The organism is Citrobacter sp. Cpo012 (assembly GCF_030333015.1).
GTDB classification, from domain to species: domain Bacteria; phylum Pseudomonadota; class Gammaproteobacteria; order Enterobacterales; family Enterobacteriaceae; genus Citrobacter; species Citrobacter portucalensis.
In genome coordinates this window covers 726,147-743,603 of sequence record NZ_JAOWGR010000043.1, presented here as the reverse complement: position 1 = coordinate 743,603, position 17,457 = coordinate 726,147, and the positions used below count along the sequence as shown (strand labels likewise).

Here is a 17,457-nt window from a genome sequence, read left to right as displayed (position 1 = left end):
AACGCTTAGCGAACCTGGACGGCGATAAGTTCGCTGCCGTCGTCGCCGAGTACGTGGGTTGAACATGCCAGGCAGGGGTCGAAGCTGTGCAAGGTGCGCAGGATCTCCAACGGTTGATCCGGTATCGCCATTTGGGTGCCCATCAGCGCCGCCTCGTAAGCGCCAATTTGTCCCTTTGGATCGCGCGGGCTGGCATTCCAGGTGGTCGGCACCACGCATTGATACAGGTCGATCTTCTGGTCGCGAATCGATGCCCAGTGGCCTAATGCTCCGCGCGGCGCTTCGGTAAAACCGATCCCGCGACAGTGCTGCGGCCAGCTTTCAGGCTCCCACTTTTCGGTATTTGCGGTAGCCAGATTGCCGTTTTTCAGGTTGGTCATCAGCTTGTCGAAGAAATATTGCAGCTTGCTCACGGCCCACTGCGCTTCGTGCGCGCGGCACAGAATACGTCCCAGCGTTGATTGCATACCCGATAGCGGCAGCTTGAGAGCGGACATCATCCGATCCACGGATTCAATCGTGGCGGCATCCCCTTTGTGATAGGCAATCAGCGTACGCGCCAACGGCCCAACTTCCATAGCGTGTCCCCGCCAGCGCGGGGCTTTAATCCACGAATAGCGTTCCTGTTCGTTGAGCTGCTTGATATCGGTATCACTGCCTTTGACATCGCCCGGGTTGTACCAGGGTTCAGTAATCCCTTCGAACGGGTGGCGACCTAATTGATCGTCCGGATAACGATACCAGGCATGATCGACAAACTCCTGAATTTGCTGCTGATCGTCCAAGTCCACCGGCATGACGTTGTTAAAATCACCATTAATCACCGCGCCGCCAGGCATCAACAGGCTCTTCGCGCTGAAGTCATTGGCGATATCCGGGAACGCGCCGTAGCTTAAGACGCACTTATCAGAAAGCCCGGTGCCAATCTGGCTCCAGGGTTTATTGAACTGGCCGATAGCCAGCGCGTCAGGCACCATGACGTTGTTGATGAAATCAGCGGTACGGGTGATGATTGACTGCACCAGGTTCAGGCGTTCCATATCGACTGCGCCTACCGCGCCGCTCTGATCGATATTGATAGCGCACGGCATCCCGCCGACAATCCAGTTCGGATGCGGATTCTTACCGCCAAACACCGTATGGATTTTGATGATCTCGCGCTGAAAATCGAGCGCTTCCAGATAGTGGGCAAAGCCCATCAGGTTGGCCTCTGGCGACAGCTTGTACTGCGGGTGTCCCCAATAACCGTTGCGGAAAATCCCCAACTGACCGCCTTCGACAAATTTCTTCAGGCGATTTTGGACGTCAAAGAAGTAGCCTGGAGAAGACATCGGCCAGGCTGAAAGGCTTTGTGCCAACTGCGATGTGGCGCGCGGATCTGCTTTCAGGGCATTCAGCACGTCAATCCAGTCCATTCCGGCTAACTGGTAAAAGTGCACCAGATGGTCGTGGCACCACAGCGTCGCCAGCATAATATTGCGAATGATGTTGGCGTTGTCGGGCACCTTTATGCCAATAGCGTCCTCAATGGCATAGACCGAGGCGAGCGCATGTACGCCGGTGCACACTCCGCAAATTCGTTCGACAAATGCCCAGGCATCGCGCGGGTCGCGCCCCTGTAGAATGATCTCCAGCCCGCGGAACATAGTGCCGCAGGAAACCGCGTTGGTGATGATGTTCTGCTCATTAATGTTCACTTCACAACGCATATGGCCTTCAATGCGCGTGATGGGGTCGACAACCAGGCGGCGACCGGCATTATTGACCGTATATCCCTGGGTTTGATACGAATTGCTCATGCCTGTTTATCCTTATTGTCTGGAGACTGTTGTCCGGCGTCGGCTAGTTGCTGTTTGTGGCGGTGGTGTTGATTGACGGCGCTGGCGACTGCGTGAACACCGACACCGGCTGCCACGACGCCTAGCGCGGTGAGGCCCACGGTATCGGCGGTTGAATGCGTCCCCATTTGTGGAATATCAACCACGCGGCTGTAGAACGAACCGCGATCCCAGAAGCCGTTTTCCGAACATCCCAGACAACCGTGGCCGGACTGGATGGGGAAGGAAACGCCACCATTCCAGCGGGTGGTGGAACAGGCGTTATAGGTGGTTGGCCCTTTGCAGCCCATTTTGTACAGGCAATAGCCTTTGCGGGCGGCGTCATCGTCCCAACTCTCAACGAACTCCCCGGCGTCAAAGTGGGCGCGGCGGTAGCATTTATCGTGAATACGCTGACCATAGAACATCAGCGGACGACCCAGACGATCGAGTTCAGGCAAACGATCAAATGTCACCATGTAGGTAATGATGGCGCTCATGACATCCGGAATCGGCGGGCAGCCGGGCACTTTCACGATCGGCTTATCGGTGATCACCTTATCGATCGGCGTAGCCTGGGTAGGGTTAGGCCGGGCAGCCTGCACGCAGCCCCAGGAGGCGCAGGTTCCCCAGGCGATAATCGCGCTGGCTCCTGCTGCGGCTCGTTTTAACTTTTCAATAAAAGGGCGCCCGCTGCTGATGCAAAACATCCCTTGCTCGCCCAGCGGAGGGTTGCCTTCGACTGCCAGAATGTATCGGCCGTGGTAGCGGCTCAGAATGTCTTCAAATACCTCTTCGGCCTGCGTTCCGGCGGCGGCCATCAGGGTGTCGTCGTAATCGAGGGAAATCAGGGAGAGGATGACGTCTTTGGCAAGTGGGTGAGAGGAGCGGATAAATGATTCGGTGCAGCAGGTGCATTCCAGCCCGTGGATCCAGACTACCGGGATCCTGGGTTTGTTCTCCAGCGCCCAGGCAATTCTGGGCGTCATTCCGGCTCCCAACCCAAGCGATGTAGCCGCGAGGCTACAATATTTGAGAAAACTGCGTCTGCTTACGCCTTTGCGACGCATCGCCTGATAAAAGGTCTCCTCGTTATTCGTATTCATAACACGCGTTTCTTCCCCCGTTGAGTTCTGGCGCATGCCGCCAGCGATATCTAAAAAAGCGTATCCGATCGGAAGGGAGAAACAATGCAAAGAGTGTGGTTATGTCCTATTGCGATATTTTCGTACCTGTTATCTGTTTTTCGCTTTCCAGGAATAAAAAAACGCACAGGGGGGATCGCCCTGTGCGTCGGGTTTATCGCGGAAGAACTTAAACCCCAAGGCGATCGCGTAAGCTGTAATATGCCGCCCCCATGGCGGTAAACGGAATGCGCAGGCTGCGGCCTCCCGGGAACGGGTAGTGCGGCAGTTTGGCGAACGCGTCAAAGCGCTCGGCATCCCCGCGCAGCAGTTCGGAAATCAGGCGTCCTGCCAGGTGAGTACAGGTCACGCCGTGGCCGCTGTAGCCCTGCATATAGTAAATGTTGGTATCAAGACGGCCGAACTGCGGCATACGAGACAGCGTTAACAGGAAATTACCGGTCCAGCGGTAATCAATTTTTACCCCCTGCAATTGCGGGAAGGTCTTCAGCAGTTTCGGCATTACCAGACGCTCAATATCGTCCGGATCGCGAGCGCCGTAGACCACACCACCGCCGTACAGCAGGCGGTTATCTCCGGTCAGACGGTAGTAATCGAGCAGGTAGTTACAATCTTCCACGCAGTAGTTTTTCGGGATCAGCGAGCGCGCCATCTCCGCCGACAGCGGTTCGGTGGTTAATACCTGCGTGCCACACGGCATGCTGCTTTTTGCCAGCGCAGGTTCGAGTTTGTCTCCGAGATAGGCGTTGCCCGCGACGATCACAAAGCGGGCCGTCACCTGGCCTTTTTCAGTGCTGACCACCGCCGGGCTGGTGTGCTGAATACGGGTGACTGGCGACTGCTCAAAGACGCGTCCGCCGTTCAGACGAATGGCGTTAGCTTCGCCAATCGCCAGGTTCAGCGGGTGAATATGACCACCGCTGTGGTCGAGCAGCGCGCCGACATAACGATCGCTGCTGACTTCGCGACGAATTTCACTGCTGTCTAACAGTTCAAGCTGCGTGTTGCCGTAGCGTTCCCAGTTCGACTTCTGCTCTTCCAGCGTTTCCATCTGTTTGTGGTTCAGCGCTACAAACAGCCCGCCGGGACGATAGTCGCATTCGATCTGATAACGCTTGATGCGTTCGCGGATGATATTGCCGCCTTCAAACATCATTCCACCGAGCATTTTAGCGGCGTCCGGGCCATAGGTACGTTCGATGACGTCGATATCGCGACTGTAGGAGTTCACCAACTGACCGCCGTTACGTCCGCTGGCCCCGAAACCAATACGCGCGGATTCCAGTAGCACCACGTCATAACCCATTTCCGCTAAATGCAGGGCGGAGGAGAGTCCGGTATAACCACCGCCCACGACGCAAACATCACAGCTAACCGATTCGCTAAGGGTCGGAAACGGTTCGTACTGATTGGCGCTTGCGGCGTAATAACTGCTGGTATGTTCAGTCATGATTAAGACTCCAGGGAGATCCAGATGGTTTTCAGTTCGCTAAATTTTTCCAGCGCATGCAGGGATTTATCGCGTCCGTTACCGCTTTGCTTATAACCGCCGAACGGCACGGTCATATCACCGTCGTTGTAGTTATTCACGAAGACTGAGCCGGCTTTCAGGCGACGGCTCATACGGTGGGCGCGCGACAAATCGCGGGTCCAGACCGCGGCGCCGAGGCCGTAGTCACTGTCGTTAGCCAGCGCCAGAGCTTCGGCTTCGCTGCTAAAACGGGTGACGACCAGTACCGGGCCGAAGATTTCATCGCGGCTGACGTGGGCCTGCGGTGCGGTATCGACAAAAATCGTCGGGCCGATAGCGGCGGGATGTACGTGGCTGCGGCCATCCAGCGCCAGCGTGCCTTGCGCTTCACCGTCGCGAATAAACGTGTCTACGGTGTCGGCATGCGCATTGTCGATAAGCGTGCCCATCGTGGTTTCCGGATCCAGCGGGTTGCCAGGCTGCCAGTTTTTCGCCTGCTCTTTCAGCAGCGCGATAAATTCGTCGGCAATACTCTCTTCCAGCAGCAGGCGCGTACCGGCGATACAGACCTGACCCTGGTTGTAGAAAATGCCTGCCGCGGCATTGGCGGCGGCTTTCGGCAGATCCGGACAGTCGGCAAACACGATATTGGCGCTTTTACCTCCGGCTTCCAGCCAGACGCGTTTCATGTTGCTGTCGCCAGCGTCTTTGAGCAGTTGCTTGCCGGTACGAGTCGAGCCGGTAAAGGTGATCACATCAACATCCGGGTGCTGTGACAACGCCTGACCCGCTTCGTGACCATACCCGCTAACAACGCTGAGAACGCCATCGGGCAAACCTGCTTTTTTAGCCAGCGCAGCCAGGCGAATGGCGGTCAGCGGTGATTTTTCGGAAGGCTTGAGGATCACGCTGTTACCCGCAGCCAGTGCCGGGCCGAGTTTCCAGCAGGCCAGAAGCAGAGGAAAGTTCCACGGTACAATGGCGGCAATCACGCCTACCGGTTCGCGCACAATCAGTGCCAGATCGTTCACCGAGGTGGTGGCAACTTCGCCATAGACTTTATCTATAGCTTCGGCATACCAGCGGATGGCGCGTGCCGCGCCGGGAATATCATCACGCAGGCTATGGCGAATCGGTTTACCGGTATCGAGCGTTTCCAGTAGCGCCAGCTCCTCGTGATGCTGCTCCATTAAATCGGCGAGTTTGTGCAGTACCGCTTTGCGCTCTGCGGGTGATGCTTGCGACCAGTCTCCGCGTTCAAAGACGGTACGGGCTGCGGTGACCGCGCGGTCCACATCCGCTTTTTTACCGCGGGCGACTTTAGCCAGAGGACGTTGTCCTGCCGGATCCAGCGTAATAAAGGTTTCGTTATCAGCGGCGGCACAATATTCGCCGTTAATAAATAAACGGGTCTCTGGTGAATAATGGCTGGCTTTCTCACGCCAATATTTAAGATTCTGAAAGTTCATAGCTACTCCTTTTATATCAATAAGATAAAGTTCGTTGCTGATCTTTTTCAGGCAAAATCAGGCTGCACGATACCCCAGGGATGTACCCTGTTAATGCGCGTTATTTAAGAAGGCCTGAGAAACTCAGGCCGCTACTTATTAGAAAGTGGTGGGAGTGTGGGCACTGATGATGCGGCAGATCCCTGCCGAGGTGTTGCTGAAGCTGTGTGGTATGCCGGTGTTAATGGCATAGCTTTGCCCTGCAACAAGAGGATACGTTTGACCGTTGATGGTCAGTATCACTTCACCTTCCAGTATTGTGCCAATCTCTTCACCCTGGTGTTTAATTCTCTCCCCGGTTGTCGTGCCTGGCTGATAGGTTTCAAACATCATTGCCAGCGTACGATTCGGATTTCCGTTGTGTACCAGCTTCATGGATACTCCCTGACTCCCGATCTCAATCAAATCATCCTGATTGATAACCACCTGCGGTTCGTCAGGCTTTTCCGGTTCCGCGAAGAACTCGGAGAGCGACAGCCCATATACTTTCAATAGCTTTTGCAGCGTACTGATGGCAGGACTGACTTTATCCTGCTCTATGGTGCTGATGGCGCTATGCGTTAACCCAGACAGTTCGGCGGCACGACGCTGCGAAAGACCCAATTGCTGGCGGATCTCTGACAAACGTTTACCCGGCGCCAGGCCGTCATCGCTCATAATTGCATTTCCTTAACTGTAGTGGTCAGAGTCGCTGTTTTTCAGCGAGGTGGTTCTGACAAGCGGTGATAAAACCTTCAAGTAACAAACGCGACAGGGCGTATTCGCTACTGTTCCATTCCGGGTGCCACTGCACGCCGAGCGCGAAAGGATGGTCATAGACGCTGGCAGCTTCCACTAATCCATCCTGCGAGCGTGCTTCCACGCGCAGCTGCGGGCCAAGGGTTTTTGCGCCCTGACCATGCAAGGAGTTGACCCAAAACGTGCTGCAACCTGGTATTAACTGAGATAGCAATCCTCCCTGTTGAACCTGGACTTCATGAGATGGTGCATATTGCTGCTCCACCGGGAGTTCCGCATCTTCACGATGTTCCAGGAACTGTGGATGATCGCACAGGCGACGATACAGAGTCCCGCCAGTGGCGACAACTAATTCCTGCAAGCCCCGGCAGATGGCGAAAATGGGAATGCGCCTTTCGAGCCCGGCGGTAATTAGCGCCATGCTCAGAAGATCACGCCCGGGATCGGCGTCAGACTCATCGCCATTTTCACCATAGAGGTGCGGCTGCACATTGCTTGGGCTTCCTGGCAGGAAGATACCGTCCAGTTTCGGTAACAGCGCGTTCAACAATTCGGGTTCCGCAAGCGCATGGGGAAGCGCTATCGGTAATCCACCGGCATTTAATACCGCATTCAGGTACTTTTCTTGCAGAGTTTGGGTCTGGTGACCCTTAAGCCTGTTCCTACACATCACTACACCAATAACTGGCTTGTCAAATATATTGCCCATGATCGACCTCACGTTTTGGAATAAATTATTGCCAAACGGTTCCTTGTTGTGCCATTCCGTTCATTATTTTCTCAATCTAGCAGCGGAATAACCTTCTAGCAAACTTAATTTAACATTTGACAAACAATTTGTTTGCATCCAGAGTCGAAGGGTGGACATTATATTTAACAGTCAAATCACAGAACAGCTTACCAGGCCAACGGCGGTGAATCATGGAAACCAATATCGTAGAAGTTGAGAATTTTGTTCAGCATTCTGAAGAGAGACGAAGTAGCGCGTTTGCGCGCGAAGTTAAGCAATATCTGGAACGCTATCCTAATACGCAGTATGTGGATGTGTTGTTAACCGACCTTAATGGCTGTTTTCGCGGTAAACGCCTTCCCGTTGCGGGATTGCATAAGTTAGAGAAAGGCTGCTATTTCCCGGCATCCGTTTTCGCGATGGATATTCTGGGCAATGTGGTCGAAGAGGCGGGATTAGGCCAGGAGCTTGGCGAACCGGATCGGACCTGTGTACCCGTGGCAGGTACGTTAACCCCTTCGGCTGCCGATCCGGAATTTATTGCGCAGATGATGCTGACGATGCTGGATGAAGATGGCGCTCCCTTTGACGTTGAGCCGCGGAACGTACTAAACCGACTCTGGCAGAAACTTCGCCAGCGCGGTCTGTTCCCCGTCGTAGCGGTAGAGCTGGAGTTCTATTTACTCGATCGTAAGCGCGATCCCGAAGGTTATCTGCAGCCGCCATGCGCGCCGGGAACGGACGATCGTAATACCCAAAGTCAGGTTTATTCGGTTGATAACCTGAACCACTTTGCAGATGTGCTGAACGATATCGATGAACTGGCCCATTTACAGCTGATCCCGGCTGACGGCGCGGTGGCTGAAGCCTCCCCTGGGCAGTTTGAAATCAACCTCTACCATACCGACAACGTGCTCGACGCCTGCGATGACGCGCTGGCGCTGAAACGTCTGGTACGGCTGGTGGCGGAGAAACATAAGATGCATGCCACGTTTATGGCAAAACCTTATGAGGAGCATGCCGGTAGCGGGATGCATATCCACATCAGCGTCATGAATAACAAAGGTGAGAACGTGCTGGCTGATGCGAATGGCGATGATTCCGCGTTATTAAAGCGTGCGCTCGCTGGGATGATTGATCTGATGCCCGCGTCAATGGCGCTGCTGGCGCCGAATGTGAACTCCTATCGCCGCTTCCAGCCGGGGATGTATGTTCCGACCCAGGCGTCCTGGGGGCACAACAATCGTACGGTGGCGCTGCGTATTCCCTGCGGCGACCGTGATAACCATCGGGTTGAATATCGCGTAGCGGGGGCTGATGCCAACCCGTATCTGGTGATGTCGACCATTCTGGCGGGGATCCTTCACGGTCTGGATAACGAATTGCCGTTACAAGAAGAAGTGGAGGGTAACGGTCTGGAGCAGGAAGGGCTGCCGTTCCCGATTCGCCAGAGCGATGCGCTGTGGGAGTTTATGCAAAATGACAGTCTGCGTGAACTATTGGGTGAGCGGTTTAGCCATGTGTATCACGCCTGTAAAAACGATGAGCTTATCCAGTTTGAACGTCTGATTACCGACACTGAAATTGAGTGGATGCTGAAAAACGCCTGACCGTTGTACAGGTCATTGAAATAGAAGTCGCATCATGCGGGCTGAGCGGAGCCAGCCCGTAAAAATTGCAGGAATACCTGCCATTTCCCGGATGTCGCGTAATGGAGCGCGGGCGACAACGGGTCTTCAGATAACCGACAGAGTTTGTGACGAGGAAATGTGATGATGCCAATGTTTAAAAACCCGCCCCGCGTGAGTATTCATGGCTCCCGCAGTAAATACGGACCGCATCTGTGCCGTACCCCATTGACGCCTTTTTTATGCCATTCCTCCCCGACACGACCCAGGTCTGCTGTACCCACGTTTCGAACGCAGATCTGGACTCGTAGCGGGGAGGAAAACTATGTCGACTAACTCTTCTGCGGATCATTCTGCCCAGCCGGGCAAAGCACAGCTGCGTAAATCCCTGAAGCTGTGGCAGGTGGTGGTGATGGGGCTTGCCTATCTCACGCCGATGACGGTGTTTGACACCTTTGGCATTGTTTCGGGTATTAGCAATGGCCATGTTCCGGCCTCCTACCTGCTGGCCCTGGCGGGAGTACTGTTTACCGCCATCAGTTATGGAAAGCTGGTGCGCCAGTTTCCACAGGCCGGTTCGGCTTATACCTATGCGCAAAAAGCGATCAACCCGCATGTCGGGTTTATGGTCGGCTGGTCGTCACTGCTTGACTACCTTTTCCTGCCGATGATTAACGTACTATTGGCGAAAATTTACCTTTCCGCGCTGTTCCCGGGGGTTGCGCCATGGATTTGGGTGGTGATGTTCGTCGCGATCCTCACCGCGGCCAATCTGAAAAGCGTTAATCTGGTAGCGAACTTCAATGCGCTGTTTGTATTGGTGCAGGTGGCGATCATCGTGGTGTTCATTTTCCTCGTGGTGCAGGGGCTGCACAAAGGGGAAGGGGTTGGGACCGTCTGGTCGCTGCAACCGTTTATCAGCCAGAATGCGCATTTGATCCCGATTATCACCGGGGCGACCATTGTCTGCTTCTCGTTTCTCGGCTTTGACGCGGTGACGACCCTATCTGAAGAGACACCGGATGCTGCGCGCACCATCCCGAAAGCTATTTTTCTTACCGCGCTGTACGGTGGGCTGATCTTCATTGCTGCCTCGTTCTTTATGCAACTGTTCTTCCCGGACATTAGCCGATTCAAAGACCCGGATGCGGCGCTACCGGAGATTGCGCTGTACGTCGGCGGCAAGCTGTTCCAGTCTATTTTCCTGTGTACCACCTTTGTGAATACGCTGGCTTCAGGTCTGGCGTCGCATGCCAGCGTTTCGCGCCTGCTGTACGTGATGGGCCGCGATAACGTCTTCCCGGAGAAGTACTTTGGTTATGTCCATCCCAAATGGCGTACTCCCGCGTTGAACGTCATCATGGTCGGGATTGTGGCGCTGTCGGCCCTGTTTTTTGACCTGGTGACTGCCACGGCGTTGATTAACTTTGGTGCGCTGGTGGCCTTTACGTTCGTTAATCTCTCCGTGTTTAACCACTTCTGGCGTCGTGAAGGACGCAAGCATACCTGGCAGGAGAAGCTGCACTATCTGGTATTGCCAATGGTCGGTGCCGCCACGGTTGCCGTACTGTGGGTGAATCTTGAGGTGACATCGCTGACGCTGGGTCTGGTATGGGCCGGCGTCGGGCTGGTGTATCTTGCCTGGCTGACCGGACGTTTTCGCAAACCGCCGCCGCAGTTTGACGCCGCGAAATCTGAGCGCGCCTGGGAGTGATGGAAGCTGAATAGGCCGTAGCATTCGGCTGAGTTGAGTTAAAAATGAAACACGGTATGTCGCGTCAAACGGTCGCGGCATACCTGCTTTAATTAAAGTCCCGCTTGTTTTAGGGAATAAAAAAACCGGCACGGGAGCCGGTAAGTGAATCAATGTAGGAATATAATTATTATTATAATTACTGAATTATAATTCAGCCAACTCAATAGGAACGGGTTTCCCTATATGGTATCCCTGTAACCAACCAATACCCATCGTAATTAGCATCTTTTCAATTTCCTCATTTTCAACAAACTCAGCGACTACTTCCATGTTTTTGAGTTTTGCTACTTCGCAGAAGGATCTGACGGCGCATCGACTAAATTCATCGGTCAGTATGTTACGGATGAAGGAACCATCAATTTTCAGAATATCTGCGTCTAACGTTCGTAGTCGTGAATAGCTTGATGCTCCTGTGCCAAAATCATCAATAGCAATTTTAGAACCGGCTTTACGTAGTGCTCTCAGAACATCAGTGACATTAGCGTTGTCAATGATATCTGATTCAATAACTTCAAATATTATACGCTCAGGTGCTATTGAGTATTTTCTAAATAATGTAAAAACATTATCAAGAAAATCAATTTTATTAAGCGAGTCAGGCGTCAGATTAATGGAGAAGTGACTGTTTGGGTCAGATTTCTGCCGTGACTGTATAAAACGAAATGTTTGCTCTATAACAGTGATATCCAGCGCAGGAAGTAATCCTGCCTCGCGAGCAACCGGTAGAATGGTGTCTGGAAAGATTAACTTACCATCAACCATTTTTATCCGAATAAGTATCTCGTGATAACGTGTCAGTCCCGTGGTTGAAACGATCGGCTGAACAACCAGCATCGTTGATACGATGGGTTGAGCCATAAGCTCAAACGACTTTCTGTCAATTGCCTTTTGCAACATATGACGAATGACAGCCTGGCTGACAATTTTATCACCTGGCACTTGCGGGCTGAGTAACAACGGTTGCCCCTGCATTAACGAGATGTAGCTTTGGGTATTAAGATGCTTAATTGCTTGAGATAAATTTTTAATCAGGTTTTTCTCGGTGGTATATGCCACACCACAAGATAGCCCTAATTGGTAGTCCTTCCAGATAAAACGAAAAGAGTTTAGGTCCTTGTAGAGATCAGGAATGTCAGGGACAGCATTAAGGCGAAGAATTATTCCATGACCTGGTGCGTAATAAATGTCACCTGTACCCTTAATCAATTTACGTACATATGCGCTTAGCGCTTTTACAAATTCAAAACGGAATTCTATTCCATGAGTTTGTTCCAGCGTATTCAACTCTGTACAACGGATGTAACACAAGCACTCTGTTGCGTGTTTACGGATGTCCATTTGCAGGGCCTGAAAGTTAGGCAGTCCGGTGTTAGGCTCTGATCTAAAAAGTTGTTTGAGGCGGCGGAGATATTTTCGGTTATGAACCACAAGTACACCGGTAACAACAATCGTAATAGAAAAGACAAACACTATCGTGGAGGAAATCACGAGGCTATGTAAATAATTATTATAGTTAGCAGGTGGAATATAACTGTTTATATAATATCCCAACAGGATAAGCATTGTTACCCATACAGGGGATATCAAAGCATGGCCAATACAGATCACTCCCCATAGCATTACTGGAAGTAACCACAGTAATGAATAGTCTGTAAATATAAGAATATCTTCTCTGATGACGATCAAAGCGGACATAATGCAGAGTAACAGCACCAGCCATAATACTTGATACAGAATAGGAGGGCCGGATTTTATCAGCGCCTTTACTTGTCTAATGTATAGAATGCACCATGCAGGATTTTGAACGCTTCTAAGCAACAGATAACAAAAAGGGATGCCAGTCAGGCAAGAGTTCATCAGCCACTGTAAGTTAATTAATGTTTGTAGTGTAAAAAGGTTTGCGATCGGTGCAGAGGCTGTGTTCGATTGGAACCAGTGATCAATCGAGATGAATAGTAAGGCGTTGCAACACACGAGCCAGACAATACGCAGGGTTGTAAGCTGGCTACGACCAAAGCTAACCGCGCCTCGTTTGCCTGTCGAGAAAAAGTAGAGTGTCTGGCTAATGAGAGCAGCCAGTAGCTGAGCCGTTAGTGTGAATACCGAAGATAAAGAGTAAGAGTAAAGCGCATACAAGAAAAAGGCAGCCAAAATTGGCAGCGCCTTTTGCCGGTATAAAACCAGCAGTGCAGAAATGAGAGGTAAAGTGAGATCGTAAAAATGCAGTGTTATACCCGCAACATCCTCTTGCTTACTGAGATGGCCAGCGACCAGTTGTAATGCAAAAAACGCGATGCCGACACAAAAATAGTCTCTAAATGTATTAATGAAATTTATATTTTCCGTTTTTCTTAGCAATATCATCATTCGCAATTCTCAGTGAGTTATCACCGTTCTCGATTTAAGTCATCTACTTAAAACAGGTTAGATTTAGGGCTTAAAATGTGTATTATTGGATGTTTTCGCTAATTGAAAACTATTTTAAAATCTGTTATGTGAGTTTTTTAAAGGTAATCCTCGACAATTTCCCTATGTTTCGCAACACAGAGGAGAACAATATTGCTGGTTGTACAGATAATAAAAGTTGCGTCAGTAGCCATTATTTCAGACAGAATAGTCGATCGATAAAAACGATCAATATAAATTTTTTGATAGCTTTCATCGATAGGTTTGGCAGATCATAAATACCATGAAAGATCGATGAAAGCTATTGAATTGTTATTATTTAATATTATTTGTTTCGTGAATGTTAGTTGAGCTACTCTTTTTTTGAATATTAACTAATGGCTACACCTTGATATGAAAATCATTCTTTTATTGCCAGGAAAGTGAGTTTCCCCACCTTCCCACAACACACTCAATTGTTAATCATTAACGAGGATGCTGCTGTGTCGCGCAGTGAATACCGCCGCCACCGGCAGCGATACCGTCGATATTCAACTGAATAATTTCACGATCGGCAAACAGCTCCTGCAAAATAGCATGGGTATTACGATCGGTGCGCTTATCGCCAAATTGCGGTGCAATGACGGCATCATTACACAGATAAAAATTGATATACCCCGCGGCGAAATCATCGCTCGCATAAGTCTGGCGGATGGTAGAAGGTCCTTCCAGCGTGACTACCTCCAACCGTCGGCCTTTGGCATCCGTGGCGGCCCGTAATATGTCCAGATGACGTCGGGTGATCGCGTAATCAAAGGATGACGGATCCTGCTCAAGACCCGCCACCACCGTACCCGGATGCGTGAATCGGGCGTAAAAATCTGTATGGCCGTCGGTAATATCCTTGCCGGCAATACCCGGCAACCAGATGATTTTCTCCAGACCTAGCAGTCGCTTTAGTTCTTCTTCGCATTCGGCTTTGCTGACGCCAGGATTACGGTTGGAGTTAAGCACGCAGCTCTCGGTAATAATCGCCGTGCCTTCGCCGTCCACCTCAATACCGCCACCTTCCAGTGTTAGCGCCGAGCGAAGAAACTCGGCCTGAACGTAATCAGTTACGAATTCAGCCACATCGGCATCACGTTCGTGCTCTTGCTTATTCCCCCAGCCGTTGAAATTAAATCCCACACCGCCGAGCGTACCGCTGGCGCTTTTCACAAACACCGGCCCGGTGTCGCGGATCCACAGATCGTCTATTGGGTGAACCAGAAGATTGACTGACGGCCCGCACAGACGCGCGGCGAGCTCGCTGTCTTCTTCGCGTACTAACATATTCACGGGTTCAAATGCGGCGATGGTTTTGGCAACTAACGCCAGGTTTTCCTGCACCACCGGTAGCAGATGAGGCTCCCAGATCTCCGCACTGGCACCAAACGCCATCCAGGTTGCCGCATGCGGTGCGCCTTCATCAGGCATTTGCCAGCGGCGGTTCTCTGTCGCGCGGGCAAATTGGCTAAAGCTGAAGCCCGTCATACCAGCGAGTAGCATACTCGTTGAAGTCACCAGGCCTTGTCTGACGAATGAACGTCTTGTCATCATAGGATTAACCTTTGCGTAATTTTACCTGATATCAGGTGAATAAAATAATAATAGATAATAAATATTCTGCGTATTTTAAATATTGAATAATAAATAAAGTGATCGCGGGTAAATTTCACGCGAAATATAGCGCAGGAGATATGCGTTGCAATCTCTTAGTTTTATATAATGAGTGAAACTGGCGACTATTAAAATTTCTCAACTATATATTTATATATAATTTATATTTATCAGCATGAACATATGTTACGCCGTTGGCTCTGAGCCCTCGTCTGGCGGGCCTTGCCGTGGATTGTGATCTGGCCGATTGTTCTGTTGTATTTATTAATGCCATGAACCGTGTGGACTATAGTAAAGATGGCCGTTATTTCTCATCATTAATAACCGTGAGTGGGGGATGTGAATGAAGAAGATACTGATGCTGGTCGGAGATTATGTCGAAGATTATGAAACGATGGTGCCTTTTCAGGCTTTGCAAATGCTTGGGCATCGTGTGGATGCCGTCTGTCCGGATAAAAGTCAGGGTGACTACGTTCAAACCGCCATTCACGATTTTGATGGGGCGCAGACATACAGTGAAAAGCCGGGGCATCGTTTTACGTTAAATGCGAATTTTGCCGAGGCGCGGGCCGCCGATTACGACGCACTGTTGATCCCCGGCGGGCGTGCTCCGGAATATCTTCGACTGAATCCGGATGTCATTAAGCTGGTGCAAGATTTCAACACTGCCGGTAAGCCTATCGCCGCAGTTTGTCATGGGCCCCAACTGTTAGCGGCGGCGGGGGTGTTAGAAAACCGGACCTGTAGCGCTTATCCGGCCTGTGCGCCCGAGGTTCGTCTGAGCGGTGGACATTATGCCGATATTGGCATTGATCAGGCCCACGTTGATGGCAATCTGGTGACGGCACCAGCATGGCCCGCGCATCCGCAATGGTTAGCTAAATTTGTTGAAGTATTAATGAAGTAAGCGATGATGCGATGAAAAAGTCGGTATAACCTGCCTGGCTATACCGACTGCATATATTATCTCTTCATGAGTGCGAATACGCCCCACCCGATATATTCCCGGGTGAATGCAACGTGGCGGACTGGTGAACTTCTCAGGTGCTCTCTGACTTCGGCGGCAAACTCATCGTCCGGATTTGCCTCCAGCCACCGGCGCATCGTCAACCATTTTGCCGCCTCGTATCTGTCCCAACCTTCCTGGTCAGCCAGTACCATTTCCACCACGTCATAACCGAGCAGGTCGAAAGACGAAACGAGTTCTGGCAGAGAAAGAAAATCGGCTACTGAAGTCGCGCCGCAAGCCATAGCGATCTCCTCCGTTGCGGGCATCTGACGCCAGTACGGTTCGCCGATGAGCAGGATCCCGCCTGGTTTGAGACTTTGTTCCAACTGTTTGATCGTTCCGGCAACGCCGCCGGCAATCCAGGTTGCACCAACGCAGGCGGCAATATCGAATTTTTCTTCGGCGATATAACCTGTTGCATCGGCATGAATAAAACGCACGTGCTCAGTGACGCCCAATTCACTTGCCCGCAGGGTGGCTTGCTCACTGAATAACTGGCTCATATCGATACCAACGCCGGAAATTCCATGATCGCGTGCCCAGGTGCACAACATCTCGCCCGAGCCGCTGCCGAGATCCAGGATGCGGGTTCCTGGGGGCATCCGTAAAACCTGACCTAACGTCGCATATTTTTGCGCGGTGAACGGATTATGAATGCGATGTGCGCTTTCGCTGATCGTAAAAATCTTCGGGATATCCATCTCTCTCTCCTTAGCGATTATCCAGTTGGGCGCGAACGTTGTTCAGCCCGGTGGTATTGATGCGGTAGGGCTGACCATTAACGGATTTGATCAGTTTTTTCGTTCTGAGTTTTTTGAATACGTCGAGCGTGCAGTCGCAGAGCAGTAACCCTTCGCGGCTATAGCATTCGACGGAAGTGACACGACCAGATGCATCGCGGACGTGAGCAATACGGCCACCTTTGGCGAGAACGTGTAAGGTACGTTGTTCCTGACGGGATAAATTCATACTGGAAAACCTGTTTAATCATCATGTGCAAAACGTGCAAACACACAGCGGTGTCCGCATTCGATTTCGGCGCATTGATAACCAGTCCGGCCTGAAAAGGTCGGTAAGCTGATTATCTGATGATTACATTCTCCAGCATCAAAGCCTCGGGTTGAGTTGATAGGTATTTACCTGCTGAATCATACCAGCCTGGGCGAGTAGGGGAATCGTTTTGTCGGGAAAATGTGATCTATGACGAAAAATTGCGTTTAGCTTATTTTATAATTTTTTAACTCTCGTTAGCTGAGCAGTGTATGGATATATTAAATTTATTGAATGTTCAGACATCGTCAGTAGCGGTATTGGCCGTAATGATGCGTTGTTAGCCCCACTTGCGTCATACTATAGATTAGTGATATTTAATTTTTCCCTATCCTAATTTTGTTTTATTTGATAAACATGTCTTTATTATAAAAAGGATTTTTAATGGTGTTTTCTTTTAATTCTTTTTAGGAATTTTCTTAACGTCGTGAAGTGTGTATACTCAATCCAGCAAGAAGCTCTTCTGTTATCATCAAAACTATAAAAATGTCCTTAACACCCGTATTACCTCTGCCCTGAATCTCTTCTCAGGGGAGAGGTTTTTTTTGCCTGTGTATAATT

At 51.0% G+C, this 17,457-nt stretch carries 13 protein-coding genes; 3 read left to right on the top strand and 10 right to left on the bottom strand.

The genetic code is table 11. The features are described 5' to 3' along the window. Nucleotides 1-5: 5 nt before the first annotated feature. From hyaB to puuD, 6 genes are all read right to left on the bottom strand, one after another. Complete coding sequence (gene hyaB / locus OGX90_RS23275) at nucleotides 6-1,799, bottom strand: Ni/Fe-hydrogenase large subunit (RefSeq protein WP_032942453.1); 1,794 nt, start codon at nucleotides 1,797-1,799, stop codon at nucleotides 6-8. Beyond that, nucleotides 1,796-2,923: a hydrogenase 1 small subunit gene (gene hyaA, locus OGX90_RS23270; protein ID WP_100247274.1), complete on the bottom strand. Its 1,128-nt coding sequence runs from the start codon at nucleotides 2,921-2,923 to the stop codon at nucleotides 1,796-1,798. Before hyaA ends, hyaB begins: the two co-directional genes overlap by 4 nt. 208 nt (nucleotides 2,924-3,131) lie before the next feature. After that, a complete protein-coding gene (locus tag OGX90_RS23265) occupies nucleotides 3,132-4,412 on the bottom strand; it encodes an NAD(P)/FAD-dependent oxidoreductase (RefSeq protein ID WP_048214853.1) in 1,281 nt (426 codons plus the stop codon). A gap of 2 nt (nucleotides 4,413-4,414) precedes the next feature. Continuing rightward, nucleotides 4,415-5,902, bottom strand: a complete 1,488-nt coding sequence (gene puuC / locus OGX90_RS23260; RefSeq protein WP_048236025.1) for an aldehyde dehydrogenase PuuC — start codon at nucleotides 5,900-5,902, stop codon at nucleotides 4,415-4,417. A 138-nt stretch (nucleotides 5,903-6,040) separates the two neighbouring features. After that, the gene (puuR, locus tag OGX90_RS23255) at nucleotides 6,041-6,598 is read right to left on the bottom strand and encodes an HTH-type transcriptional regulator PuuR (RefSeq protein WP_003830877.1); all 558 of its coding nucleotides are present in this window, start codon (nucleotides 6,596-6,598) and stop codon (nucleotides 6,041-6,043) included. Nucleotides 6,599-6,623: 25 nt separating this feature from the next. Next, complete coding sequence (puuD, locus tag OGX90_RS23250) at nucleotides 6,624-7,388, bottom strand: gamma-glutamyl-gamma-aminobutyrate hydrolase (RefSeq protein WP_048236024.1); 765 nt, start codon at nucleotides 7,386-7,388, stop codon at nucleotides 6,624-6,626. 212 nt (nucleotides 7,389-7,600) lie between these two features. On the opposite strand from puuD, the gene OGX90_RS23245 reads away from it, so the two are divergent. Both OGX90_RS23245 and OGX90_RS23240 read left to right on the top strand, forming a co-directional pair. Further along, nucleotides 7,601-9,019: a glutamine synthetase family protein gene (locus tag OGX90_RS23245; protein ID WP_286624786.1), complete on the top strand. Its 1,419-nt coding sequence runs from the start codon at nucleotides 7,601-7,603 to the stop codon at nucleotides 9,017-9,019. A 343-nt stretch (nucleotides 9,020-9,362) separates the two neighbouring features. Beyond that, nucleotides 9,363-10,751, top strand: coding sequence for an APC family permease (locus tag OGX90_RS23240; protein WP_048236023.1), 1,389 nt, complete (start codon nucleotides 9,363-9,365; stop codon nucleotides 10,749-10,751). A gap of 186 nt (nucleotides 10,752-10,937) precedes the next feature. Here OGX90_RS23240 and OGX90_RS23235 read toward each other — a convergent pair whose 3' ends face one another. Further along, complete coding sequence (locus OGX90_RS23235; protein ID WP_286624784.1) at nucleotides 10,938-13,160, bottom strand: EAL domain-containing protein; 2,223 nt, start codon at nucleotides 13,158-13,160, stop codon at nucleotides 10,938-10,940. Nucleotides 13,161-13,664: 504 nt separating this feature from the next. Continuing rightward, nucleotides 13,665-14,777: an agmatine deiminase family protein gene (locus tag OGX90_RS23230; protein WP_286624782.1), complete on the bottom strand. Its 1,113-nt coding sequence runs from the start codon at nucleotides 14,775-14,777 to the stop codon at nucleotides 13,665-13,667. A 403-nt stretch (nucleotides 14,778-15,180) separates the two neighbouring features. On the opposite strand from OGX90_RS23230, the gene OGX90_RS23225 reads away from it, so the two are divergent. Further along, nucleotides 15,181-15,744, top strand: a complete 564-nt coding sequence (locus OGX90_RS23225) for a DJ-1/PfpI family protein (RefSeq protein WP_003830885.1) — start codon at nucleotides 15,181-15,183, stop codon at nucleotides 15,742-15,744. 56 nt (nucleotides 15,745-15,800) lie between these two features. Here the strand turns inward: OGX90_RS23225 and OGX90_RS23220 are convergent, their stop codons facing one another. Beyond that, nucleotides 15,801-16,547, bottom strand: coding sequence for an SAM-dependent methyltransferase (locus tag OGX90_RS23220; protein ID WP_286624780.1), 747 nt, complete (start codon nucleotides 16,545-16,547; stop codon nucleotides 15,801-15,803). Between the two features lie 10 nt (nucleotides 16,548-16,557). Continuing rightward, a complete protein-coding gene (locus OGX90_RS23215) occupies nucleotides 16,558-16,815 on the bottom strand; it encodes a YjhX family toxin (RefSeq protein ID WP_003021255.1) in 258 nt (85 codons plus the stop codon). Nucleotides 16,816-17,457: the final 642 nt, after the last annotated feature.